Source organism: Solimicrobium silvestre, assembly GCF_002976435.1.
Classification (GTDB): Bacteria; Pseudomonadota; Gammaproteobacteria; order Burkholderiales; family Burkholderiaceae_D; genus Solimicrobium; species Solimicrobium silvestre.
In genome coordinates this window covers 59,314-84,059 of sequence record NZ_PUGF01000012.1, presented here as the reverse complement: position 1 = coordinate 84,059, position 24,746 = coordinate 59,314, and the positions used below count along the sequence as shown (strand labels likewise).

Genomic DNA, 24,746 nt, shown 5'->3' with positions numbered 1-24,746 from the left:
TGTAATTTATTATTGAAAACTTCCGATACGCTTTAATTTACTAAAATCAAAATTGGTAATGACGTTTTGATTCATCCAAATTCCAAATGCTTTACCAACGATATTTTCATCGGGCACAAATCCCCAATAACGGCTGTCAGCACTATTGTCACGATTATCACCCATCATGAAATAATGGCCCTTCGGCACGGTGCAGGTAAACCCTTCAGTATCGTAACTACATAATTCACTTTGAGGAAAATAATGGTCCCCAGATACATAAGTTGGCGCACGCTCATCATTTAAAATTTGATGGTGAACCCCAGTTAAATTTTCTTCATAATGCTTGGCGTAAGTGAGACGCTCTTCATCAAGGAAATCTGGCAACTCTTTATAAGTAACTTCTTGCCCATTAACCGTTAAGCGCTTATTTTTATAGGTAATTTTATCACCAGGCACGCCAATCACACGCTTAATATAATCCAAGGACATATCTTTGGGATACTTAAAAACCATGACATCGCCACGCTGCGGCTGATTGATCTCAATAATTTTCTTATTCAATATTGGCAAACGAATACCATAAGTAAATTTATTGACCAAAATCAAATCACCGACCAACAAGGTTGGCAACATAGAACTGGATGGGATTTTAAATGGTTCGTATAAAAACGAACGCAAGCAAAATACCAACAAAATGACTGGGAAGAAACTTCCAGTATATTCCACCCAAGCTGGCTGTCTAAGTAATGTTGCTTTCAACTCTTCCCGATTGCTCGTTTCTAATTTCAAGCCTTCTGCGCTTAACTTGGCACGGCGCGAATCAAACTCTGCTAATGCAGCATCGGCGGCGGCCTTTCTTTGCTTTGCCAATACAAATACATCTAAAAACCAGATTGCACCGGTAAAGATTGTCAAAATAAATAAAATTAATGCGAAATTACCTAAAATTGATTGGAGGTTCATTTATCTTCCACTTGTAAAATTGCCAGGAATGCTTCTTGCGGTATTTCTACTGAGCCGACTTGCTTCATGCGTTTTTTACCGGCTTTTTGTTTTTCCAACAGTTTGCGCTTACGACTGATATCACCACCGTAACACTTTGCCAATACATTCTTACGTAATGCTTTTACATTCTCACGGGAAATGATATTAGCACCAATTGCTGCTTGAATAGCAACATCAAACATTTGACGCGGAATAAGTTCACGCATTTTAGCGGCAACCGCACGGCCACGATAATTACTATTGGCCCGATGCACAATAATGGCTAATGCATCCACTTTTTCGCCATTAATCAACATATCGACTTTAACTACGTCGGCGGCACGGTATTCTTTGAATTCATAATCCATCGACGCATAGCCGCGTGAAGTGGATTTGAGTCGATCGAAGAAATCCAGCACAATTTCTGCCATCGGGATTTCATAGGTCAATTTAACTTGACGACCGTGATAATTCATATCAAGCTGCACGCCACGTTTACCGGTACATAGGGTAATAACAGCACCTACATATTCTTGCGGCATGTATAAATTGACGGTAACTATCGGCTCACGCACTTCTTCAATGCGCGATGGATCTGGCATTTTTGACGGGTTATCGACCAACAAAATCGAGCCATCGCCCTGTACTACTTCATAAATAACGGTTGGCGCGGTCGTGATTAAGTCCATATCGAACTCACGCTCTAAGCGTTCTTGCACAATCTCCATGTGCAACAAGCCTAAAAAGCCGCAGCGAAAACCAAAGCCCAGAGCCTGAGAAACTTCCGGCTCATATTGCAAAGCAGCGTCATTTAATTTGAGCTTCTCTAAAGAGTCGCGCAATGCCTCGTATTGATTCGCTTCTACAGGGAATAAACCGGCAAAAACCTGTGGCTGCACCTCTTTAAAACCAGGCAACGGTTGTGCAGCTGGTTTCGATAACAAGGTAACGGTATCACCAACTTTAGCCGCTTTTAATTCTTTAATACCGGCAATAATGAAGCCTACCTGACCAGCTCTGAGTGAATCACGGTTAATAGACTTCGGTGTAAACACGCCGACGCTCTCAACTAAATGCTGCGAGCCGTTCGCCATTAACAAGATTTTATCTTTAGGGCGCAAAGTGCCGTTCATGACGCGCACCAACATCACCACACCGACGTAATTATCAAACCAGGAATCGACGATCAAGGCTTGCAATGGAGCATCTACATCGCCTTTTGGCGGTGGCACTTTAGCAATTAATGATTCAATGACATCAATTACACCTAAACCGGTTTTGGCCGAGCAATGCACTGCGTCGCTGGCATCAATCCCGATAACTTCTTCGATTTCATTGCAGGCATTCTCAGGATCAGCCGATGGCAGGTCGATTTTATTTAAAACCGGCACCACTTCCACGCCTAATTCAATCGCTGTATAGCAATTGGCAACCGTTTGCGCTTCAACACCTTGCGACGCATCGACCACCAATAAAGCGCCTTCGCAAGCAGACAGCGAGCGGCTTACTTCATAGCTAAAGTCAACGTGACCTGGAGTATCAATCAGATTCAGGTTATAAATTTGTCCGTCGCGGGCTTTGTAGTTCAATGCCGCAGTTTGCGCCTTGATGGTAATGCCGCGTTCGCGTTCAATGTCCATGGAATCAAGCACTTGCGCTTCCATCTCACGGTCGGACAAGCCGCCACAAAGTTGGATAATACGGTCAGCCAGAGTGGATTTTCCGTGGTCGATATGCGCAATAATCGAGAAATTACGAATGTTATTCATTAAGCCGGTTGAAAGAGTTGGTATCTATGGCGCGCTGGATGAACTGCATCCCATTTACGCCGCGATCAGTTGTAAAACCACTCAAGAATTATCTTAAGATAATGCCAAGTATGTATCTGACCAGAAATTGTGGATAAAATAATTTCAGCATTTTACCGGATTTCAACTAGGAAAGCCCGTTTTACTACCGTTTGCCCTGCCAAAACAAAAAACCGCACCTGTGAGATGCGGTTTTTTCAGTTTTAAAGACTAAATAAGGAGAAAAATTAACAACATACTTGTTAATTCCTCCTCAATCGCCTTAAGCTACTTTTTTGTTATCAAAAAATTGCTCATTTTCAGTCGAACCATGCAAAGCCGTGGTCGATGATACGCCTTGCTGAATAACTTGCGTTACAGCATCAAAATAACCGGTACCGACTTCACGTTGATGCTTCACTGCAGTAAAGCCTTTTTCTGCGGCTGCGAATTCAGCTTCTTGCAATTCAACAAACGCCGACATTTGACGACGTGCATAACCGTGCGCCAAATTAAACATGCCGTAGTTCAATGCATGGAAACCCGCCAAAGTGATGAATTGAAATTTATAACCCATCGCGCCCAATTCTTTTTGGAATTTAGCAATCGTGACATCGTCCAGATTTTTCTTCCAGTTAAATGATGGCGAGCAGTTATAAGACAACAATTTACCTGGGAATTTGGCATGAATCGCATCCGCAAATTCTTTTGCAAATTCCAGATCCGGCTTACCGGTTTCGCACCAGATCATATCGGCGTATTCGGCGTAAGCCAAACCGCGTGAAATTGCCTGCGCCAAACCTGGTTTGGTTTTGTAAAAGCCTTCTACAGTGCGCTCACCAGTCAAGAATGGCTTGTCGTTGTTGTCTACGTCAGAAGTAATCAAATCGGCTGCTTCGGCATCAGTACGCGCCAGCAATACCGTTGGAACGCCCATCACGTCGGCAGCTAAACGCGCCGCATTCAATTTCTCTACCGCTTCACGAGTTGGAACTAATACTTTGCCGCCCATGTGACCGCATTTTTTAACTGAAGCTAACTGATCTTCAAAATGCACACCAGCAGCGCCAGCATCAATCATGGACTTCATTAATTCGTATGCATTCAACACGCCGCCAAAACCAGCTTCTGCATCGGCAATAATCGGCGCGAAATAATCGATGTCGCCAGTGCCTTCCGACCATTGGATTTGATCAGCGCGAGTCAGCGTATTGTTAATCCGTTTTACGACCAAAGGCACCGAGTTGGCTGGGTACAAAGATTGATCCGGATACATTTCACCGGCAACGTTAGCGTCACCAGCGACTTGCCAGCCAGATAAATAAATCGCTTTCAAACCAGCTTTAACTTGTTGCATCGCCTGATTACCCGTCAACGCACCTAAAGCATTTACAAACGGTTCGTTATTAACCAGGTTCCACAGCTTCACTGCACCATTTTTAGCTAAAGTATGTTCAACCGCAATTGAACCACGCAGACGCACTACGTCAGCGGCGGTGTAGTTACGTTTAATACCGATCCAGCGTGGATTAGTATCCCAATCTTTTTGCAATTCGGCGATTTGCTGTTCACGAGTCAACATGGTGTTTCTCCTATCGATTAAAACAAAGTAAGTAAATAAAAATAACTTCAACAACGAATTTATAGAGCGAATTTATAGATTAATAGTAGGCTTTTTCTTGCGCAGCAACAATGTCTTATATAAGACATATAACTTATTTTTAATTGATTAAAATCAACTAGTTAAGCATCGTATTTCGCGATATGGAACCATTTCCCTTAGAATGAAATGCTGTTTTGATGCATGATCACACCCTCTTTTCATAATGCGGAACGGTATTTTCATACCGCGAAAAATGGCCCATAAAGTTCACTCGCTTACTTACACCCACTTATTTAATTCTCAATAATTATGGGCAAACAAACAATTTACTTGTTACTATCCCATGCTTATTAAATGGAATTAGCCAAAGCTCCATGCTCAATATTATTTTTTCTTGCCCTTTTTTAAGATCGGATCACTATGAAAAAGCTTTTCGCCTTAACACCACTCCTTCTTTCCCTGTTCGGTTGCGCTTCAACTGATTCCAACTCCGAATCAACCGCGGTCGCAGGTCCAACGACCACAACCGCCCAAGCGCGCATCGGCAAAGCCGTGGTTTCTCCGCTGACCGATCTCAATTTAATGCCGACCAATATTCCAGCAGTTATTACTCAGGCGCTCAATAATCCCTATCAACTTCCTGTCAACATCAACTGCGAAGCCTTGTCTGAACAAGTGCAAGCACTGAATGCGGCACTTGGCCCGGATCTGGATACTTTTTCAAGAGAAGATAAACGCACCAACATTGAAAAAGGCAGCGCAATGGCTAGCGATAGCGCAGTTGGTGCGATTGAAAGCACAATTTCCGGCGCGGTTCCATTTAGAAGCTGGCTTAGAAAATTAAGTGGTGCCGAGAAAAAATCAAAAGAATTGAACGAAGCGATTGCTGCCGGCATTGTTCGGCGCTCGTATTTGAAAGGAATGGGAGAAGCATTAAAATGCTTACCTCCAGCAGCACCGTTAAATCATGAAACAGTGACGGCACAAAAAAGTGAGTGATGTTTGTATAAGGCTTGAGTAAGGTTTGACTGATGTGCGGTAGAAAAATCGATGATTCAGTCGACAATCTACCGCCGGTACGAATGTTCCTTTCGAAGCCAATAAAATATAGCATCGAATAAATAATTTCTTATCGATACATCACCCATTGAATATGTTAACTATTTATTAAAATACCGGCGAACATATAAAGCTACCCCGATTTCATCATTAGCAATACACTCCAATGCACCATCAAGCCATTCGGCACTCAAACTAGCGCATCCCACAACAGTAACAGCAACCATTCACCCTCTATTTTTGCCAGTTCGTCGCAAAATTCCCCACATTAAATTCCATTTTTGCTATTGTTTGGTTTCTGCAAAACAATATTAACTAAAATAATGGAGCACACACGATGTCGAAAAAAATCTTTTGGCCAACCATACTCTTCGTCATTGCCATCTCGGCGGCGATTGGTCTATTAGCGCCCACCTCGCACAATGCTGCAGCACGTGCTATTGGAGAAATTGCTCCAGTCAGCGATGTCTGGCGTGCTGCCTTACCGCATGATCCCGCCGCTGCTACAGATGCATATATGGCACGCATCAGCCCCGCCGCAAAAGCGCGTTCCGACGCCTACTTTGAAGGCGGTTACTGGCTAACGTTATGGGACCTGGTAATGACGCTAGTCGCCTCGTGGTTATTGCTGACGAGCGGCGTGCTGGCACGTTTGCGAGACAAACTTGAACAGCGCAGCCGCTCCAAAGGCTTATTAGTGTTGGTCATGGGGTTGGGATATATACTGCTGTCCACGTTAATTTCACTGCCACTTACCGTGTATCAAGGGTTTTATCGTGAGCATGAATATGGATTAGCGAATCAAACTTTGCTTCCCTGGTTGGGCGAACAGGCAATTGCTACTGCCGTTGCCTGCATTATTGGGCCACTGTTTTTAGCCTTGATTTATTGGGTAATCCGTCGCGCTCCAAAAACTTGGCCTGTTTGGGGTGCCGTTGTTACGGTTGGCTTTATGAGCTTCATGATGTTGTTGGGGCCGGTTTATATCGACCCATTGTTTAACACCTATAAACCGATTACGGACGAAAAAATCAAACAACCGATTTTGAGTATGGCACGCGCCAATGGCGTACCGACCGACAACGTTTATGAGTTTGATGCATCAAAACAAAGTAACCGGATCAGTGCTAACGTCAGCGGTATTTTTGGATCGGCTGCCGTGCGCATGAATGACAATTTACTAAAGCGCACTACCTTGCCAGAAATAAAAGGGGTATTGGGCCATGAAATTGGTCACTACGTCCTTGATCACATCTACACCGGCATCATTGAGTTTGGCATTATTCTAGTCGTCGGTTTTGCTTTTTTACACTGGGCGCTAAGGTACTCCATTACCCGCTGGGGCCAGCAATTCGGCATACGTGACGCAAGCGACCCGCTCGGCTTGCCGCTGGTGGTGGGGATTTTTTCGATATACATGTTTGCCGCAACGCCGGTGTTGAATACCATGACCCGAGTGCAGGAAGCACAGGCCGATGCATTTGGTTTGAATGCCTCGCAGGAGCCGGACGGTTTTGCTGAAGTGGATTTAAAACTGACGGAATATCGCAAGTCGAATCCGGGTGATTTAGAAGAATTTTTCTTCTTTGATCATCCGAGTCCAAAGAAACGGATCTTTGCTTCGATGCGCTGGAAGGCAGAACATCTAAAGTTAGATTAAACAAGAAAGCTGCGACCAGTATTCCGCTGGTCGCAGCTTTTTACTTTGTTGCATTAATCATTAGCAAGTACGAACTTGCCAATGAATGTTCTTAAATCCCCATCCGCGCCAAAATATCGCCCAACTCACGCAATCCCAATTCCAAATGTGGATTTTGCGCTGCAAATTTTGCAGATAATGCCAACGTACGGTCACCTAAATTACTCAACGAGTCTTCTTCTGGGCGCTCCTTACTGAGCAGTTGATGAATATCCTGACTTAACACCGTCAACAATGCAGATAACTCTGCATCAACTTGATCTGTGCCATTTAAGTTTTCATGTAATTTCTTTAACGATTCTTTAAGTTGTTCGGTGCTCATTTTGCTACCTTTATAAGAAAAAAATGATCTGTTGATTGTGTTCGATTATGTACTATTTTGCCGCGTCTTATTTGGCGTATATCAAAACTATCGCTTCTGCTGCAATACCTTCTTCTCGCCCCAAATAGCCGAGTTTTTCATTGGTTTTAGCTTTAATATTAATCCGATCAACAGCCACCTGCAAATCCTGCGCAATGTGCTCCACCATGCTTGGAATATGCGGCGCCATTTTAGGTGCTTGGGCAATAATGGTTGCATCTAGATTACCGACCAAAAAACCGGCAACCTCAACCCGTTTAACGGCTTCACGCAACAACACACGTGAATCTGCACCGGAAAATTGCATATCGGTATCTGGAAAATGGCGGCCGATGTCGCCTAAACCTGCTGCGCCGAATAGTGCATCGGTAATTGCATGTAGCAGCACATCGGCGTCGGAATGGCCTAGCAAGCCGGTTTTATGCGGAATAGTCACGCCGCCGATGATGAGCTTACGGTTTTCCACCAAAGCGTGACAGTCATAACCTTGGCCGATGCGGAAGTTGGGAAGAGAATTTTTCATTTTATTTTAAATTGGTGCTTATTTATTAAACATGTTTCAACCAAAGCCAAATCATCAGGGCGAGTAATTTTTGTATTACACCAATGGCCTTCGACCAACTTGGGCATCAAGCCGCATGCTTCAATCGCGCTGGCTTCATCGGTAACTTCTTTACAGCTATTTAATGCCGCCAGCAACTGCGCATGCCGAAACATTTGCGGCGTTTGCGCCAGCCACAAACCGGCGCGTGGAATCGTGCTGACGATATTTTTTTCTGACTTATTTTCTAAATTCGGTGCTTGAAATTTAACCGTATCCACTACTGGCAACGCCAATAAACCGCCGACCTCATCCTGTCCAACCGTATCAATTAAGCGGCTGATTAAAGCGGAATTCAAACCCGGCCTGGCTGCATCGTGAACGAGTACCCAATCCTGTGCGTGCGAAGTATTTTTCATCGCCAACAAACCATTTGTCACCGACTCAGAACGCGTCGCACCGCCGCAAAATAGCACATTCAACCGCGGATCAGCTTGCAGCTCCTGCGCCACATAAGCGTCATCGCGACTCACCACCACAAACACATGATGAATCTGATCATGCTGTAAAAAAGCATTCACGCTATGCTGCAAAATACTTTGTCCTGCAATCTGCAGATATTGCTTAGGACAATCTGCCATCATTCTGGCACCGACTCCGGCTGCCGGTATCAAAGCGAAGTAACGAGAGGGGATAGAGGGATTCAAATTAGTAGCAATTTAATAAAAAATAAGATAAAAAACATAAGCGAAGCCGTAGTTTATAATATGCGCTCTATTGTAGATAGAGCTAATAGCATTAACTGCACAGCAAATCCAATTTACTCCAATACTCCCAAAATACCCAATCAATGTCATTTGATCTGCTCTCGCCTCCCAAACCAGGTTATCGCATTACCTTTCCAGCGTTGCACGGCTCGGCCGATTCCTATGCATTAAGCCAAACAGCGACTGAGCTTAAAGCGCAAAAGCGTATGCTGACGATATTTGTCGCCGACGCCACCGATGCGCAACGCCTGCAATCTGAAATCAGCTGGTTTGGCAATGAAGCAAAGCTGCGCTGCCATGTTTTGCCCGATTGGGAAACCTTACCTTATGACGCGTTTTCGCCGCATCAGGATTTAGTCTCGGAGCGGTTAGCTACGCTGTATGAAGTAGGGCATGGGCAATCTGACGTGCTGATCGTGCCGGTTTCCACCGCTTTGATCCGGATGGCACCGCCATCTTTTTTAGCCGCGTACACTTTCTTTTTCAAACAAGGCGCGACGCTCAATGAAGCGCAACTTAAATCGCAACTGACCTTAGCCGGTTACAGCCACGTCAGCCAAGTCATGTCACCCGGCGAATATGCTGTGCGCGGCGGTTTAATCGATTTATTCCCGATGGGTTCGCCCTTGCCGTATCGCCTGGATTTATTCGGCGAAACGATAGAAACCATTCGCACCTTTGATGCAGATACCCAGCGCACCATCTACCCGGTAGCCGAAGTGCGCTTGTTGCCTGGCCGTGAATTCCCGATGGATGACGTTGCGCGTACCGCATTCCGCAAGCGCTGGCGCGAAGAGTTTGAAGGCGATCCGTCACGTACCCGCATTTATAAAGACATCGGCAATGGAATTGCCTCAGCCGGTATTGAATATTATTTGCCGCTGTTTTTCGACAACACCGCCACCTTGTTTGATTACCTGCCTGAGACTACCTGTATTTGCATGGTGGGAGAAATTGACGCAGCTATCGCCAGTTTTTGGGCAGACACTCAATCACGCTATACGTTTTTAAAAGCCGACCGTGAACGCCCGGTGTTAGCGCCAGAAACCCTGTTTTTGCGCGATGAAGCTTTTTTCACTTTAGCCAAACCTTACGGTCGCTACATCATCAAGCCCAATGCCACGGTGCTTGACGGTGTTTCTAGCGCCTTACCTGACATTGCGGTGAACCGGCGCTTAGATGATCCGCTCACCAATCTGCGTTCTTATTTACTGCAAACAAAACAGAGGGTGTTGTTGTGCGCCGAATCGAATGGCCGGCGCGAAACCTTGCAGCAGTATTTTAATGAATACGATTTACATCCGGTTATCTGCGACAGCCTGACCGACTTCATCACTGGCGATGCACCCTTAATGCTGGGCGTTGCGCCGCTGTATGCCGGTTTTAACCTGGATAATGGTTTAAGTTTTATTACCGAAACCGAGCTGTACGCCAACGTCGTGCGCCGCCCTTCTTCAGGACGAAAAAAGCAGGAAGGTGCGACGCAAGTTGAATCCATGGTACGGGATTTGTCCGAACTCAAAATCGGCGACCCAGTCGTGCATGTGCATTACGGCATAGGCCGTTATCACGGTTTGGTCGCGATGGATTTGGGTGAAGGTGAAACCGAGTTTTTGCATCTGGAATATGCCAAAGAAACCAAGCTCTATGTACCGGTTGCGCAGTTACATGTCATTTCGCGCTACTCGGGTGCATCGCAAGAAGACGCGCCCTTGCATATGCTCGGTTCCGGTTCTTGGGAAAAAGCCAAGCGCAAAGCTGCCCAGCAATGCCGAGATACCGCTGCTGAACTATTAAATTTATACGCCCGTCGTGCCTTGCGCGAAGGCCATGCATTTGAATATTCAGCGCACGATTACCACGCGTTTGCCGAGAGTTTTGGCTTTGAAGAAACCGTTGACCAAGCTGCGGCGATTAACGCCGTGGTGAGCGATATGACTTCTGGCAAACCGATGGACCGCCTGATTTGCGGCGACGTGGGCTTCGGCAAAACCGAAGTCGCTTTACGCGCCGCATTTGTGGCCGTGATGGGTGGTAAACAAGTGGCGATTTTAGCCCCAACTACGCTGCTTGCTGAACAACACGCACAAACTTTTGCCGATCGCTTTGCCGATTGGCCGGTCAAAATCGCGGAGTTGTCCCGCTTTAGAAGCGGCAAAGAAATCACGGCGGCCATTAAAGGAATGAACGACGGCACCGTGGATATTGTGATCGGGACGCATAAATTATTATCAGATGATATTAAATTTAATCGGCTCGGTTTAGTCATCATCGATGAAGAACATCGCTTTGGGGTACGTCAAAAAGAAACTCTCAAAGCCCTGCGCGCTGAAGTGGATGTACTGACCTTAACCGCCACGCCAATCCCCCGCACCTTGGGTATGGCGCTGGAAGGTTTGCGCGACTTTTCCATTATTGCAACCGCGCCACAAAAACGTTTAGCAATTAAAACCTTTGTGCGCAGCGAAGATGACTCCGTGTTGCGCGAAGCCTGCTTACGCGAATTAAAACGCGGCGGCCAAGTGTACTTTTTGCACAATGAAGTCGACACGATACAAAACCGCAAGGCGATGCTGGAAAAGTTATTGCCTGAAGCACGCATCGCCGTTGCGCACGGCCAGATGCATGAGCGCGATCTTGAAAAAGTAATGCGTGATTTCGTCGCACAACGCTACAACATCCTGCTGTGTACCACCATTATCGAAACCGGGATTGACGTCCCAACCGCCAACACCATCATCATGCATCGCGCCGACAAATTCGGTCTGGCGCAGTTGCATCAGTTACGTGGCCGAGTCGGCCGCTCGCATCACCAGGCGTATGCTTATTTACTGGTGCATGACGTGAAAGGACTCACCAAGCTGGCGCAACGCCGGCTGGACGCCATCGTAGAAATGGAAGAACTCGGTAGCGGTTTTTATCTGGCGATGCATGATCTGGAAATTCGCGGAGCCGGTGAAGTGTTAGGTGACAATCAGTCGGGCGAAATGATCGAAATTGGATTTTCTTTGTACTCTGAGATGCTGAGCGAAGCAGTACGCTGTTTAAAAGAAGGCAAAGAGCCTGATTTAGCTGCGCCACTAGCCACCACCACAGAAATCAATTTACATACGCCCGCCCTGCTGCCGAATGAGTTTTGCGGCGATGTGCATGAACGCTTGTCGCTGTATAAACGGCTTTCCAATGCCAGCAGTTTTGAGGCGATAGATACACTGCAAGAAGAATTAATTGATCGCTTCGGTAAATTACCGGAACCGGTCAGCGCCCTAATCGAAACGCACCGTTTACGGGTGCTGGCAAAGACCGTTGGAATTTTTAAAATTGACGCCCATTCTGATGCTGCTATTATGCAGTTTATTGAAAAGCCGCCGATAGACCCGATGCGCATTATTGACCTGATTCAAAAGAATCGTCATATCAAATTACATGGCCCGGACAAATTACGGATTACCGTCAATATGCCCGATTTAGCTGCGCGGGTTGGGCAGATTAAAGCGGCAATTCGCGCGTTAAAGTAAACACCATACTAAGAAACCGATGATTCTGATCCTACAAAGTTTATCCGCTGACATCGCAACCTTGCATCGCATCGGCGCCTTAGCAGAACCGCAGCAAACTTTTGAGTTTGCGCCACATGCACTGCGCTGCGTCGGCTTAAGTTTTACCGAGCACGTATCCGTTATCCAGGAAAAAATAGCCACACTGGCTTTTCAGGAGCAGGTTGACGTACATTGGATAAACTCCAATCATCAATTAGCTGATTTTAAGTTGCTGGCGATGGACATGGATTCAACCTTGATCACCATCGAATGCATTGATGAAATCGCCGATATGCAAGGCTTAAAACCGCAAGTCGCTGCTATTACCGAAGCGGCGATGCGCGGTGAAATTGCCTTTGCTGAAAGCTTGACCCAACGCGTTGCGCTACTCAAAGGCTTGCCTGCCACAGCCTTGCAGCAAGTGTATGACGAGCGGCTTCAATTATCGCCGGGCGCAGAAAAAATGCTGCAGGCAGTACAAGCCGCCGGCCTTAAAACCTTGCTAGTTTCCGGTGGATTTACTTTTTTTACCGACCGCGTTAAATCCAAACTGAATCTGGATTACAGCCATTCCAATCAGCTCGAAATCCTGGACGGCAAGCTCACTGGACGAGTCATCGGCGGCATAGTCGATGCGGAAGAAAAACGCCGCACCGTGGAACGTATTTGTGCAGAATTACGTATTTTGCCGAGTCAGGCTATCGTCATGGGCGATGGTGCAAATGATTTAGCGATGATGGAAATTGCCGGTTTATCGGTCGCATTTCGCGCAAAACCCGTGGTGCGAGCCAAGGCTGATATAGCGTTAAATTTTGTCGGGCTTGACGGTATATTAAATTTTCTTTAAATTGTTTCAGGCTGTAGGGTGGGCACAACACCGTGCCCACCCAACCAAAATGTTATTTTGATTAACCTTCAGGAGTAACCAATGTCCCAAAACACGTCACAAGAATTGGTATTTGATAGCAAGCTCGAATCAATCAAAAACTTCGCCTGGTGGTTTTATATTTTCCACGCAGTCAGTATGTTATTTACGTTAGGTGCACTGTCATTTATCCCGGTTATTTTGAGCTACGTGAAACGCGGCGAAGCGGCCGGCACGTTTGTCTATAGTCACCACAACTGGCAAATTTCTTCATTCTGGATTTATCTGGCTTGCGTGTTTATTGGGTGGATGCTGTTCATCACCATCATCGGCATTCCCGTTGCCGTCATTCTATGGGGCTGCGCATGGCTGTGGAAAGCGTACCGCTTAATCGTCGGCATTATGGCGCTGAACGACAATCAAGCAATTGGTGAGTCTACAAAATGATAGAACTGTATTCATGGCCAACCCCGAATGGCCACAAAATTCACATCATGCTGGAAGAATGCGGCTTGCCGTATCACGTAACGCCAGTGGATATTGGCGCAGGCGATCAATTTAAGCCCGAGTTTTTACGTATTTCGCCCAACAATAAAATCCCCGCCATGCTCGATACGGACGGGCCGGACGGCCAACCGATTACGCTGTTTGAATCGGGTGCGATTTTGCTGTATCTGGCAGGTAAAACCGGTCTTTTTTTAGGCGATACAACGCATGAAAAATACAATGCGCTGCAGTGGCTGATGTTTCAGATGGGTGGCTTTGGACCGTTGTTAGGTCAAGCGCACCACTTCCGCATTTATGCACCGGAGCCAATTCCGTACGCCATTGACCGCTACACAAATGAAGCCCGTCGTCTGTATGGGGTGATTGATACGCAGCTGGCGCAAAGTACGTATTTAGCCGGAGATAACTACAGCATCGCCGACATCGCTACGTTTGCCTGGGCACGCTCATGGCAAAATCAAGGCATAGATTGGGCTGATTTTCCACATGCTAAACTCTGGTTTGATGCGATTAATGCACGCCACGCTGTACAGCGTGGCGTGCAAGTATTAGCCGATTTACGCAAACCGTTGGTGAGTAAAGAAGCTAAAGAAATGCTGTTTGGCACTACTCAGTATCAGAAAAAATAACCGCGCGGTAAGCTGGTATGCGATCCCAGCTTACGAATGGCTTCCACTATCTGCAATAGAAATTTAATTCCCCGCCACAGTCATACTTTCAATCAAAATCGAGCCAGTCTGTTTGGTACCACGCGTTAACGTATCCGCACCAACCGCCACAATTTGCTGGAACATTTCGGCCAGATTGCCTGCAATCGTAATCTCTTCCACCGGATATTGAATCACGCCGTTTTCGACCCAGAAGCCGGATGCACCGCGTGAATAATCACCGGTCATGTAATTCACGCCCTGCCCCATTAATTCCGTCACCAATAAACCAGTGCCCATTTTTTTTAACATGGCGCTGAAGTTGTCGCGTGGTTTAGTGAGGCTGGACTTAAAGGAAAGATTATGTGAACCGCCCGAATTACCGGTGGTTTTCATGCCTAATTTACGCGCTGAATACGTTGATAAAAAATAGCCCTGTAACACGCCGTTTTTAACAACATCGCGCTTCTGGGTTTTTACGCCCTCGCCATCAAATGGCGATGAACCGGTCGCGCCGAGAATATAAGGGTCTTCGCTTAATTGAATATGCTTCGGGAAAACGGTTTTGCCCATGCTATCCAGCATGAAGGTAGATTTACGATATAACGCACCGCCGGATACGGCCTGTACTAACGCGCCGACCAAACCAACTGCTAGCGGAGCTTCAAATAACACAGGGCATTTGCGGGTAGTTAGTTTGCGTGCATGCATGCGCGATAAAGCGCGCTCTGCTGCATAGTGGCCAATGGCTTCCGGTTGAGCTAATTTTTTAGCGTTACGCGCAGAGGAATACCAGTAATCACGCTGCATATTTGCACCGCGACCGGCAATCGGCGAGACGGAAATAGAGTGGCGTGATGAAGCGTAGCCGCCCATAAAGCCGATGGAGTTAGCCGCCACAAAATGTGATTGGTGCGCATACACGCCAGCGCCTTCGCTGTTTTTAATGCGTGGATCCACTTCAAAAGCGGCGGCTTCGCACCGCTTGGCTAAGGTAATAGCTTCTTCAGCGCTGATTTTCCACGGATAAAACAGTTTGAGTTCTTTCGGATGCATTTCCAGCATATCGGCGTCGGGCAAACCCGCGCAGTCGTCAGCAGCGGTGAAGCGGGCAATGTTGTAAGCAGCATCGACCGTCGCCTGCAGGGCAGCGGCAGAGAAATCGGAGGTGCTGGCATTACCGCGTTGTTGGCCGATAAATACCGTTACGCCGATGCCTTTATCCTTGTTTTGTTCGATAGTTTCAATTTTGCCACGACGCACGCCAACTGACAGGCCGGACCCCTCGCTGATCTCAACTGCCGCATCTGTTGCACCTTTATCACGAGAAAAACGTAACACATCTTGTGCTAATTGCTTTAATTGGTCTTGGCTGTAGGTAAATACGCTCATGGGTCTTTGGAGGCTGGATTAAAAAGAGTATGATAGCAGCCTTAAGTTTCAGTTACATACAAAAAGGCAGCTCCCTGTCTTAAAGTTAATAAAAATTATGCCAAATCCAAACCGAGGCTCTTGTGGGTTCCAATCCACTGAATTCGAGCAAGAATACGAACGCCCATCTAAATCAGCGTTAAAGCGTGAAATGACCGCGCTGCAAAAATTGGGACAAGAATTAATCGATCAACCGCGTGACCGGGTAAAACGGGTTCCCATGCCGGAAGATGTACGCGACGCTATTTTAGAATGCCAGCTGATTAAAGATCACGAAGGCCGTCGTCGCCAATTGCAGTTTGTCGGCAAAAAAATGCGTACCCTGGATGCCGAAGAATTGGCGACAATTCAACGCACCATCGATAGCTGGAAAGGCGCTTCCAAATCCGAAACCGCCACCATGCATTCGTTTGAGAAAAAACGCGATAAATTGCTGGCTGACGACAAAGCGTTGACCGAATTATTAGAGCAACATCCGCATCTGGAAGCGCAACATTTGCGCACCCTGATTCGCAACGCCCGTAAAGAGCAAGCAGAAAACAAGCCACCTAAAGCGTATCGGGAAATTTTCCAGATCTTGAAGCAGCTCCATGCAGACAGCAAAAAAGCGGCCAAAGAACTCGAAGACGATCATGGTGACGACGAGGACGAGGATGAGTCAGATCCATATTGATCCCACTCAAGATAGTCACCAGTTACGCGTCGGTCTGATTTCTATTTCAGACCGTGCGTCATCCGGCACCTATCAAGATCTCGGTATGCCAGCCTTACAAGACTGGCTGGCGAAGTGCTTACTAAGTCCGTACCAGGTAGTCACTCGGCTAATTCCCGACGAACGTGCCCAGATTGAACAGGCACTGGTTAATCTGGTCGACAATCACCATTGTCATTTGGTGCTGACTACCGGCGGCACCGGCCCCAGTCGGCGCGACGTAACACCCGAAGCTACCTTGGCGATTGCCAGCAAAGAAATGCCCGGTTTCGGTGAGCAAATGCGCCAGATTAGTTTGCGCTTTGTACCGACTGCACTCCTATCTCGGCAAGTTGCCGTGATACGCGAAACGACCGACCATGCCGCGTTAATCGTGAATTTACCCGGTCAGCCAAAATCAATTAAAGAAACCCTGGAAGGTTTGCGCGACGACGCTGGCAACAGCGTGGTGCCCGGCATTTTTGCCGCCATCCCCTATTGCATCGATTTAATCGGCGGCCCGTATATCGAAACCGATCCTGCCGTATGTATCGCCTTCCGCCCTAAATCTGCCATAAAACCTACCCGCTCAATAACATGACTTTAGCCACCATCCAGATTGAAACCGCTCCCAACCCAACTGTATCCGTCATCTGGATGCATGGACTAGGCGCAGACGGAAATGACTTTGTACCTATCGTGCATGAATTAGATTTACACGGCTGTCCGGCAATCCGCTTCGTGTTTCCCAATGCGCCGCATATTCCCGTCACAGTCAACGGCGGCTACGTTATGCCTGCCTGGTACGACATCCGCACCGCTGATATTGCCAACCGTGAAGATGAAACCGGCATCCGCGCATCACAAGCTGCGATTGAAGAATTGATCGAGATTGAACATACTCGTGGCGCGCAGAAAATTATTTTGGCCGGGTTTTCCCAAGGTTGTGCCATGACTTTGCAAACAGGCTTACGTCACAGTAACAAGCTGGCTGGCTTACTGTGTTTATCCGGCTATGTTCCGCTGTATCAAAACGTCGCCCGCGAACGCCATTCAGCAAATCAAGGCACGCCGATTTTTATGGCGCACGGAAATGCGGATCCAATTATTCCACTACAACGCGCCGAACAGTCGCGCGACTTATTAACCCAGCTTGGGTACGAAGTGGAATGGCATGAGTATCCGATGCAGCACTCGGTTTGTATTCCTGAGATTAGCGATATGGGCGCTTGGTTTAGACGGGTTTTAGCTTAAAGCAGATCTGGATTGGTCACGGATGTAATTTTTCGTGCCGCTCCAGCATTTGTACAAACTGTAAAATCCGCCTGGCACGTGTCTCGGCCTTTTTAGCAGTTTGTATTCGGAACAAAACCGCGTATCGATTTGTTTTATCGAGCGTTTCAAAAAAATCCCTGGCCCGCGCATTGCTATCTAGCGCGGACTGTAAATCATCCGGCACAGTCGCCGTGCTGGCTGGGTCATATGCAGATTCCCAGCGCCCGTCGCTCTTTGCACGCTCAATCTCGCTGAGCCCAGCGGCATGCATACTGCCCGCCTCAATCAACACAAGCACCTTTTCTTTATTGATCTTGGACCACATGCTTTTACTTGAACGTCGGGTAAATTTCTGGAACCAAAATTGCTCGCTATGCGCTTGCTTTTGCCCATCTATCCATCCGAAACAAAGAGCAATTTCAAGAGCTTCACCATAGGAAACTGATTTGACATCGCTTCCCTTTTTTGCCAGTTTCAACCACAAACCAGGTGAGGTACTGTGATTTTCCAGTAGCCAGGCAGCCCAGTCTTGCTGTTGCTCGAAATAATGAACCGGTAAAGTTAAAGAAGATTTGGCTTGTGATTTCACGCTCGGTTTATCCCCGTATTAAAACAGACTCGCCACTATCACTGCTTGCGGTTTACCGCCAAATTACCACCAAATACTGAGGTGGCTTTGATCGTGCAAGCAAAGAAAATTACCGCGATAACAGCTGTTAATTTGACCGATTGTGACCAGCCAGAATATTTCTGTCAATCACTACTTAGCATCACAACTTATAGTCTCAGTTTAGAGTCGTCGCTTAGATTTTTAGCCAATAAATCATTTGCCACCGCATAAATTACAGGTCGTGAAACGGCCAGACAGGCGAGTAGCACCCTATCATAGTGACGCCTCGTTAACTAATTAAGAGGATGAACAATGAACGTATTAAAAAACAAGGTTGCTATCGTTACCGGGGCGAGTTCAGGGATAGGCTATGCGACCGCAAAAATGTTTGCTAGTGAAGGAGCCAATGTCGTTGTAACAGGCCGGCGTAAAACAGAACTCGACCGCTTGGTCGCACAGATAGTAGAAGCTGGCGGAGCGGCAGTTGCCATTGTAGGTGATGTGAAGGAAGAGTCCTTGGCAAAGCGTGTGGTTGATGCGGCACTGCACCACTTTGATGGACTGGATATTGCATTCAATAATGCCGGAATAATCGGCGAAATGGGGCCGGTTCATGACTTGTCGCTGGCCGCCTGGCGCGATACGCTAGACACTAATTTGACCAGCGCTTTTTTAGGTGCAAAATATCAAATTCCCGCAATGATCAAACGTGGCGGCGGTTCACTGATTTTCACCAGCTCGTTCGTCGGTTACACCGTTGGATTGCCAGGCATGACAGCTTATGCAGCCAGCAAGGCCGGCTTGATCGGCCTGACCCAAGTCATTGCCGCCGAGTTTGGTGCACAAGGGATACGTGCCAATGCCGTTCTGCCAGGCGGTACCGATACGCCAATGAGCGTAACTAACGCGCCCGGAGCTGGACCGGAAGTGCTCGCGTCTATCGAAGCCTTGTTTGCGTTAAAGCGCATAGCGCAACCTGAAGAGATTGCAAGATCAGTGCTGCATCTAGCGTCCGACGCGTCGAGTTTTATCACCGGCACGGCATTTCTGGTTGACGGCGGGGCATCGATCACACGAACCTGATTGAAATCCGCCATTACCGACCTCAACATTACTATTGAGGTCGGTAGGTTCAAACGCCTTATCACTTCCAATCACTTCCAATCACTTCCACATTGCAAATAAAACTACGTACGTACGGCATCAAACCAAATAGAAATTACCGTTCCGGAAGGTTGATCAGCACTGTTATTTGACTCAATTTGAATCTGCCCGCCCAACGCAAATACGCGTTCGCGTATGCCTACCAAGCCTATGCCCTCAGTAATATCATTCTGCACAAAGCCTTTACCGTCATCCGTAATCCGCACATGCACGGTATTTTTATCCGCGTCCAATTGCAGCAAAACCTGCGCTTGATGCGCGTCGGCGTGCTTGATGATATTCGACAATGCTTCCTGAATGATGCGGTAAGCCGACATGGCCGAGACATTATCCAAACCAGAAAAATCCCCGTCGACTTCGCAACTAAAATGGCAGGAAGGATGCGTGCTGCTATAGCTCGCTACCATTTCCGCCACGGCTCCTTGCAGCCCCAGCATATCCAACACTTCTGGGCGCAAGCGACGTACTAATGCACGGCCGTTGTCATACAGATTGCGGGTGATTTGTTTAATAGAAAGCGCGTGTTGGGTAATTTCTTCACTCTCTGGCGTCTCCGGTATTTTAGCGGCCAGATCGGCAATTCGCTGCGCTTGCAAACGTGCAGCAATCAAGGCGGCATTCAATTCATCATGCACTTCCAAGGCGATGCTCTTGCGCTCTTCTTCCACAATATTTTGAACTTTTTGTATCAATTTACGCTTCTCATCGTTTGCTTTGAGCGCTTCATTGCGCGAATTTTCTAGTTCAATAGTACGTTGCACAACCTTGTTTTCCAGCTCATGGGTGGATTGCTGCAGGCTGAGCGCCATTTCTTTGATAGAGGCTTGCAGCTCGCCAATTTCGCCGCCGCTACTGACTTCCAGTTGCACTGGGTAATTCCCCTTGCGAATAGCTCGGCAGGCTTCTATAAATGTTTTGAACGATGCGGAAAGAGTGCGCGATAAATGAATCGCCAAACCGCCGCTAATAAGCAGACCCAAGGCGGCTACCATTAATTCCAGCGAAAAACGGTGTTTCTGCTTACGCTGTAAATCACTGGGCGACATAACGACGTGCACATAACCGGCGATTTGGGCGCTGTTCCCGGAACGCATCGTCTCATGAGGCAAACTCGGATCTACTTGCGCTGGAATTACGTTAATCCAAATCAAGCGTTTGATGATCGGCATATCAAATGCACGCAATTCAAACTGCTCTTTATCGGCGGATTGGCTATGCAGGATAATTTTTTTATCTACATTAAGAATATCAATGCTGGCAATGCTGTGTTCGGATTGCACCAAACTATCCAGCGACAAGCTAAGTTCAGATAAGCGACCAGTCGCCAGTTCGTATTCACTGCTCCTGGCTAATACCTTGGTAATGATTTTGCCGCGCTCTTCTATCTCGCTGTCCACCTCATGGGAATGCAGCCAGTACGAATGCCACACCAGCATGCAGAACAAATACGTCACCGGCAGCAAGGTAATGAGCAATAAGCGCTGACGTATGCTCCAGTTGCGCCAAAGGCTGAGTTTATATTTAACGCGACGTTTACCTATAGATTCAGGCCTCATATTAAGCTTCGCATTCAAGCTTGAATCAAGCCGTGTTTGAGCGCCAATTTGGTGAGGTCAGCCTGGCGTTGAATACCTAATTTTTCTTTAATAACCTGGCTGACATTGCTCACGGTTTTAATCGAAATATCCAATTGCTCTGCAATCTCGGCATTGGTCAACCCTTCGGCCAGCAGCGTGAAGATAGTCAACGCGCGGCTATCCAACAAGGTCTGCGGTGAAGAGTCTTTTTGCACTGATAAATTAGCCAGTCGCTCCGCAATAACCGGCAAAAAAACCAAATCGCCAGCATGTGCTTTACGCACAGCTTGCGCCAGTTCAGCCGGATCACAATCTTTGGTGACAAAGGCACGGCCACCAAGCCGATATGCTTCCTTGATAAAACTGTCCTGATCAAACTGACTGAGAAAAATGATGCGTGCCGACGGATGATTTTGCAAAATAGTTTTTGCCACATCAAAGCCGGAAAGTTGTTCGCCGAAGCGGATATCCAATATCACCACATCAGGCTGCAATGCTGTGTATTGCTGGATTGCTTCTAACGGTGTTTTTGCCTGACCAATAACTTCGATGCCTTGTCCTTGCAAGGACATGGCAAATCCGGTCATCACAATAGGGTGATCATCTGCCAGCAAAACACGGATGGCGGCGGCTTGTTCTTTCATGTTGATTCCAATGAGTGCTAGATAAGAGCGTTAATTATGCTGCGTCTGAGCATGTTAGCACGATCATCTATGGGTGCTGTTTTTTAAAATGCTGATTGAATCAAGTAAAAACTGAAAAATACCACTACTTTATTAATATAAAGAAAATAAATTACCCATACAAAGTAAATAAATTACCTTTAAACAGCATAAAATATCTCAATAAGAGTTGTATTTTATTTTTTTTGGATATATATTTACTGCGCAAGAGCAAAAATATTACTCTTGAATAGTAAATTTAATTAAATACACAAAGGGGATAATATGAACTTCACACTTGATATTCAAAAACAAGGCACTTCGATGACAGGCTTTATCCTTGTTGTAGCACTGCATCTGGCCCTACTCAGCGCTCTGATTTTCGGCTTAAAACTGGCGAACATGCCGCCGACCCATGTTGATGATGTGATCTACGTATCCCCAAAAACAGAGCCGCCAAAGCCGATAGAACCGTTAGAAAAAGTAAAATTGAGAGACCCGGTAATGCCCGTCATTACTCCGCCCAATTACCCGGTGCCTACCGATACATTCATCCCTGTTACCACCACCCCGGAACAACCAACCGGAAGTAAAGGTGGCATCGATTCAGGCTCAACGGAGCATTCAGTAGCCGACGTGAAACCGGCAGCACTATTTGTAGGTGCCGTGGTAGATGCAAAGTCTTGCGATAAGCCGGAATATCCTCGCAATGCATTACGCAATGAGTACACAGGCGTCGTTACGCTGGCATTATTGATCGGTTTGGATGGCAAGGTTATCGACGCCAAAGTTGAGCAAACCAGCGGCCATAAAGAGCTAGATCAGGCAGCGTTGGCAGGCTTAAGTTTATGCAAATTCAAACCTGCGACGCTGAATGGGCAAGCGCAAAAAAGCTGGGCTAAGTTGCAATATGCTTGGAATGTGGCTGAATAATTTTGATATGAATTGAAAAATAGCAGAGAAAACCCTCTGCTATTTTTGTTATGGCTATTTCAAAATAAATACTCGTCTAAAATTAACGCTGAAGATCGCTAAACATTCTCTTCTCCAAGTCGCTAAACGACGCAATACTATTGATCCGCGAAACATATTTTCCATCGTCAAAAACAAGGAAGGTCGGCAAGCCATTGAAACTCCCATCAGGTAGATGGAATTCATGCTCTAGCTTGGCACGCCCCGGTTGATCAAACGCCTTAAGCCACGGATACCATGCCACCAACGCGAACCGCCCGTCTTTGCTGTGCTTGTTGGCGAACTCCGCAAACAGCGGATTGATCCGCAAGCAAAAAATACAGTTGGGATCTTGCGACGACAACATCACATACAACCGGCCTTTGCTCTGCGAAACCACATTGGACAACTGTTCCGGTGCAATGTGTTCAATCGCGTCACTTTGCACGGCTTTAGGTGGCAGCGGAGCTTGAATCAATTTTTGCTCTAAGTCCTTCAACGCGGCATTTCCATCAATACTCCCGATAAACTGACCGTCTGCAAAAGCCAGATACTTCGGCAAGCCAGTGATGCTTCCATCGATCTTAAGAAGATCACGCTCAAACTGCACATGTCCGGGTTGTGCAAACGCCTGTAGCCAGGGTTCCCACGTTGTCATGATGAAACGGCCTTCTTTGCTATGTTTACCGGCAAATTGGGCAAAAGTTGGATTAGCGGATGCGCAATAGCCACATTTGGCATCTTTGGATGACAGCAGAACATACGTCCGTCCTTTGCTTTGTGCAACAACGCTGGACAGTTTTTCCGGTGAAATATTTTCAACCGCGCCACTTTGCGCCGACGAAGTTGCTGGAGCTGCTGGAGTTGCTGGAGCTGCTGGAGTTGCTGGAGCTGCTGGAGTTGCTGGAGCTGCTGGAGTTGCCGGAGCTATTGGAGCTGCTTGCCCGTCATTACCTGGTGCCGTATTCGCTCTTAATATGATCAGTCCCTTGGCATTAGCCCAAGTCCTGTTGCGTTCAGGGATGTCCATACGAATATCGAAACGGACTGCCAAATATTCCGAGTTTGCGCCGTAGAAAATAGCATAGGCATTGTAGGATTCATGCGCATTTCTAGCCACGTCATACATATCGTAATCGCAGTCCTCACTCGGCGCATTTTTGGCATGAACGCAGTCAACAATTCTGTCTCCGACCTTATGCATTGAGCCCGCTTTTAAAGCGTAAACCATCATCGCCGAGCTTGCACCAGCACCGCCTATGTCATCCTTAACATTGCGTTTCAAGGGAATTTGATAGGATCGGTTTTTGCCTTCGACCAGAAGATTAAACTGTAATGTCCCTTCAAGAATGGGCGTGGTCGAAAGTTCGAGCGTCGCCCCACTTACAATGGCTGGCGTAATGGGCGCGTTAGTTCCACCAAGCCCACCCGTGATCAAGGTCTGAACTGCCCCGTACTGGCCGTAAGATACCTTTGCTGCGGCAAAGGGAGCCATTGTTCCATGGAGAAAATTCATGAACATTTGCGGAGTCGTGTAGTAAGTTTGCGAAATATAACCGCCCAGCAAACCATACGACTCATACCCCAATGCCCACAACTGTCCGTCACTACCCCTTCCCCACCAAAGCTGGGCCGGGTCACCTACACTGCCCGTTTCCTGCCACCAACCCGGTGTGCCAAAACCAGGCCGGGTCTCGCTCGCCAGCAATCCCTTGACTCCTGCCAGTTCCCCTTTTCGGAATACCGCTTCAAAACGCCCATAATAACTACCGGGACTCGTATAGCGCAGCACAGAAAGGCCGCAACGCTGCGTGTCTGAACCATTTTGCGACCAGCTTGGCCCCGCGTTGCAAGCAGCCGCTGGTTGGATTGGAGGAATTGGTGTCAGTTTTGGTTCAGCAGTTGTCGCCGCACTGACGACAGTGGAAAACACGCAGCAGGATGCAAACAAGAATGATGTCAATGCATGTTTCATCAGAAGCTTACTTGGTTGTTCGTAAAAATTCATTTATTGTCCGTTGGTAGTCACATTAAAGGGAGTTGC

22 protein-coding genes are annotated in these 24,746 nt (G+C 47.1%); 11 read left to right on the top strand and 11 right to left on the bottom strand.

Features of this window, described 5'->3' with window-relative positions; translation table 11 throughout:
• Positions 1-9: 9 nt before the first annotated feature.
• From lepB to aceA, 3 genes are all read right to left on the bottom strand, one after another.
• A complete protein-coding gene (gene lepB / locus S2091_RS13225) occupies positions 10-945 on the bottom strand; it encodes a signal peptidase I (RefSeq protein ID WP_105532422.1) in 936 nt (311 codons plus the stop codon).
• Positions 942-2,735 carry a translation elongation factor 4 gene (lepA, locus tag S2091_RS13220; RefSeq protein WP_105532421.1) on the bottom strand — a complete coding sequence of 598 codons (1,794 nt, stop codon included), beginning with the start codon at positions 2,733-2,735 and terminating at the stop codon, positions 942-944. Before lepA ends, lepB begins: the two co-directional genes overlap by 4 nt.
• A gap of 301 nt (positions 2,736-3,036) precedes the next feature.
• Entirely contained in the window at positions 3,037-4,335 is a 1,299-nt protein-coding gene (gene aceA / locus S2091_RS13215; RefSeq protein WP_105532420.1) for an isocitrate lyase, read from the bottom strand.
• A 441-nt stretch (positions 4,336-4,776) separates the two neighbouring features.
• On the opposite strand from aceA, the gene S2091_RS13210 reads away from it, so the two are divergent.
• Both S2091_RS13210 and S2091_RS13205 read left to right on the top strand, forming a co-directional pair.
• Positions 4,777-5,355: a hypothetical protein gene (locus tag S2091_RS13210; protein ID WP_105532419.1), complete on the top strand. Its 579-nt coding sequence runs from the start codon at positions 4,777-4,779 to the stop codon at positions 5,353-5,355.
• A gap of 397 nt (positions 5,356-5,752) precedes the next feature.
• Entirely contained in the window at positions 5,753-7,075 is a 1,323-nt protein-coding gene (locus S2091_RS13205) for a M48 family metallopeptidase (protein ID WP_105532418.1), read from the top strand.
• A 91-nt stretch (positions 7,076-7,166) separates the two neighbouring features.
• Here the strand turns inward: S2091_RS13205 and S2091_RS13200 are convergent, their stop codons facing one another.
• From S2091_RS13200 to ispD, 3 genes are all read right to left on the bottom strand, one after another.
• A complete protein-coding gene (locus S2091_RS13200) occupies positions 7,167-7,436 on the bottom strand; it encodes a DUF4404 family protein (protein WP_105532417.1) in 270 nt (89 codons plus the stop codon).
• Positions 7,437-7,503: 67 nt separating this feature from the next.
• Positions 7,504-7,998, bottom strand: coding sequence for a 2-C-methyl-D-erythritol 2,4-cyclodiphosphate synthase (ispF, locus tag S2091_RS13195; RefSeq protein ID WP_105532416.1), 495 nt, complete (start codon positions 7,996-7,998; stop codon positions 7,504-7,506).
• The gene (gene ispD / locus S2091_RS13190) at positions 7,995-8,660 is read right to left on the bottom strand and encodes a 2-C-methyl-D-erythritol 4-phosphate cytidylyltransferase (protein WP_243405418.1); all 666 of its coding nucleotides are present in this window, start codon (positions 8,658-8,660) and stop codon (positions 7,995-7,997) included. Before ispD ends, ispF begins: the two co-directional genes overlap by 4 nt.
• Before the next feature lie 206 nt (positions 8,661-8,866).
• On the opposite strand from ispD, the gene mfd reads away from it, so the two are divergent.
• From mfd to S2091_RS13170, 4 genes are all read left to right on the top strand, one after another.
• On the top strand, positions 8,867-12,301 hold the full coding sequence (gene mfd / locus S2091_RS13185) for a transcription-repair coupling factor (RefSeq protein WP_105532414.1): 3,435 nt from the start codon (positions 8,867-8,869) through the stop codon (positions 12,299-12,301).
• Between the two features lie 19 nt (positions 12,302-12,320).
• Positions 12,321-13,169: a phosphoserine phosphatase SerB gene (gene serB / locus S2091_RS13180; RefSeq protein WP_105532413.1), complete on the top strand. Its 849-nt coding sequence runs from the start codon at positions 12,321-12,323 to the stop codon at positions 13,167-13,169.
• 81 nt (positions 13,170-13,250) lie between these two features.
• The gene (locus S2091_RS13175; RefSeq protein WP_105532412.1) at positions 13,251-13,634 is read left to right on the top strand and encodes a DUF4870 family protein; all 384 of its coding nucleotides are present in this window, start codon (positions 13,251-13,253) and stop codon (positions 13,632-13,634) included.
• Positions 13,631-14,323: a glutathione binding-like protein gene (locus tag S2091_RS13170; RefSeq protein ID WP_105532411.1), complete on the top strand. Its 693-nt coding sequence runs from the start codon at positions 13,631-13,633 to the stop codon at positions 14,321-14,323. The genes S2091_RS13175 and S2091_RS13170 overlap by 4 nt, the downstream gene beginning before the upstream one ends.
• 63 nt (positions 14,324-14,386) lie before the next feature.
• Here the strand turns inward: S2091_RS13170 and pmbA are convergent, their stop codons facing one another.
• Positions 14,387-15,733, bottom strand: coding sequence for a metalloprotease PmbA (gene pmbA / locus S2091_RS13165; RefSeq protein ID WP_105532410.1), 1,347 nt, complete (start codon positions 15,731-15,733; stop codon positions 14,387-14,389).
• A 97-nt stretch (positions 15,734-15,830) separates the two neighbouring features.
• Here pmbA and yjgA point away from each other — a divergent pair, with 97 nt between their 5' ends.
• Genes yjgA through S2091_RS13150 form a run of 3 tightly spaced genes read left to right on the top strand, consistent with a single transcriptional unit; the run spans position 15,831 to position 17,717 of the window.
• Positions 15,831-16,445, top strand: a complete 615-nt coding sequence (gene yjgA, locus S2091_RS13160; protein ID WP_105532409.1) for a ribosome biogenesis factor YjgA — start codon at positions 15,831-15,833, stop codon at positions 16,443-16,445.
• Positions 16,426-17,064, top strand: coding sequence for a molybdopterin adenylyltransferase (mog, locus tag S2091_RS13155; RefSeq protein ID WP_105532408.1), 639 nt, complete (start codon positions 16,426-16,428; stop codon positions 17,062-17,064). The genes yjgA and mog overlap by 20 nt, the downstream gene beginning before the upstream one ends.
• Entirely contained in the window at positions 17,061-17,717 is a 657-nt protein-coding gene (locus tag S2091_RS13150; protein WP_105532407.1) for an alpha/beta hydrolase, read from the top strand. The genes mog and S2091_RS13150 overlap by 4 nt, the downstream gene beginning before the upstream one ends.
• A gap of 16 nt (positions 17,718-17,733) precedes the next feature.
• On the opposite strand, the gene S2091_RS13145 is transcribed toward S2091_RS13150, so the two are convergent.
• On the bottom strand, positions 17,734-18,327 hold the full coding sequence (locus tag S2091_RS13145; protein ID WP_105532406.1) for a YdeI/OmpD-associated family protein: 594 nt from the start codon (positions 18,325-18,327) through the stop codon (positions 17,734-17,736).
• 333 nt (positions 18,328-18,660) lie between these two features.
• Between S2091_RS13145 and S2091_RS13140 the strand changes: the two genes are divergently transcribed.
• Positions 18,661-19,431, top strand: coding sequence for an SDR family oxidoreductase (locus S2091_RS13140; RefSeq protein ID WP_105532405.1), 771 nt, complete (start codon positions 18,661-18,663; stop codon positions 19,429-19,431).
• A gap of 104 nt (positions 19,432-19,535) precedes the next feature.
• On the opposite strand, the gene S2091_RS13135 is transcribed toward S2091_RS13140, so the two are convergent.
• On the bottom strand, positions 19,536-21,068 hold the full coding sequence (locus tag S2091_RS13135; protein WP_105532404.1) for an ATP-binding protein: 1,533 nt from the start codon (positions 21,066-21,068) through the stop codon (positions 19,536-19,538).
• Between the two features lie 14 nt (positions 21,069-21,082).
• Positions 21,083-21,733 carry a response regulator transcription factor gene (locus S2091_RS13130; RefSeq protein WP_105532403.1) on the bottom strand — a complete coding sequence of 217 codons (651 nt, stop codon included), beginning with the start codon at positions 21,731-21,733 and terminating at the stop codon, positions 21,083-21,085.
• Positions 21,734-22,036: 303 nt separating this feature from the next.
• Here S2091_RS13130 and S2091_RS24485 point away from each other — a divergent pair, with 303 nt between their 5' ends.
• Complete coding sequence (locus S2091_RS24485; protein WP_105532402.1) at positions 22,037-22,684, top strand: energy transducer TonB; 648 nt, start codon at positions 22,037-22,039, stop codon at positions 22,682-22,684.
• Positions 22,685-22,766: 82 nt separating this feature from the next.
• On the opposite strand, the gene S2091_RS24035 is transcribed toward S2091_RS24485, so the two are convergent.
• Positions 22,767-24,710: a TlpA family protein disulfide reductase gene (locus tag S2091_RS24035; RefSeq protein WP_105532401.1), complete on the bottom strand. Its 1,944-nt coding sequence runs from the start codon at positions 24,708-24,710 to the stop codon at positions 22,767-22,769.
• Between the last annotated feature and the right edge of the window lie 36 nt (positions 24,711-24,746).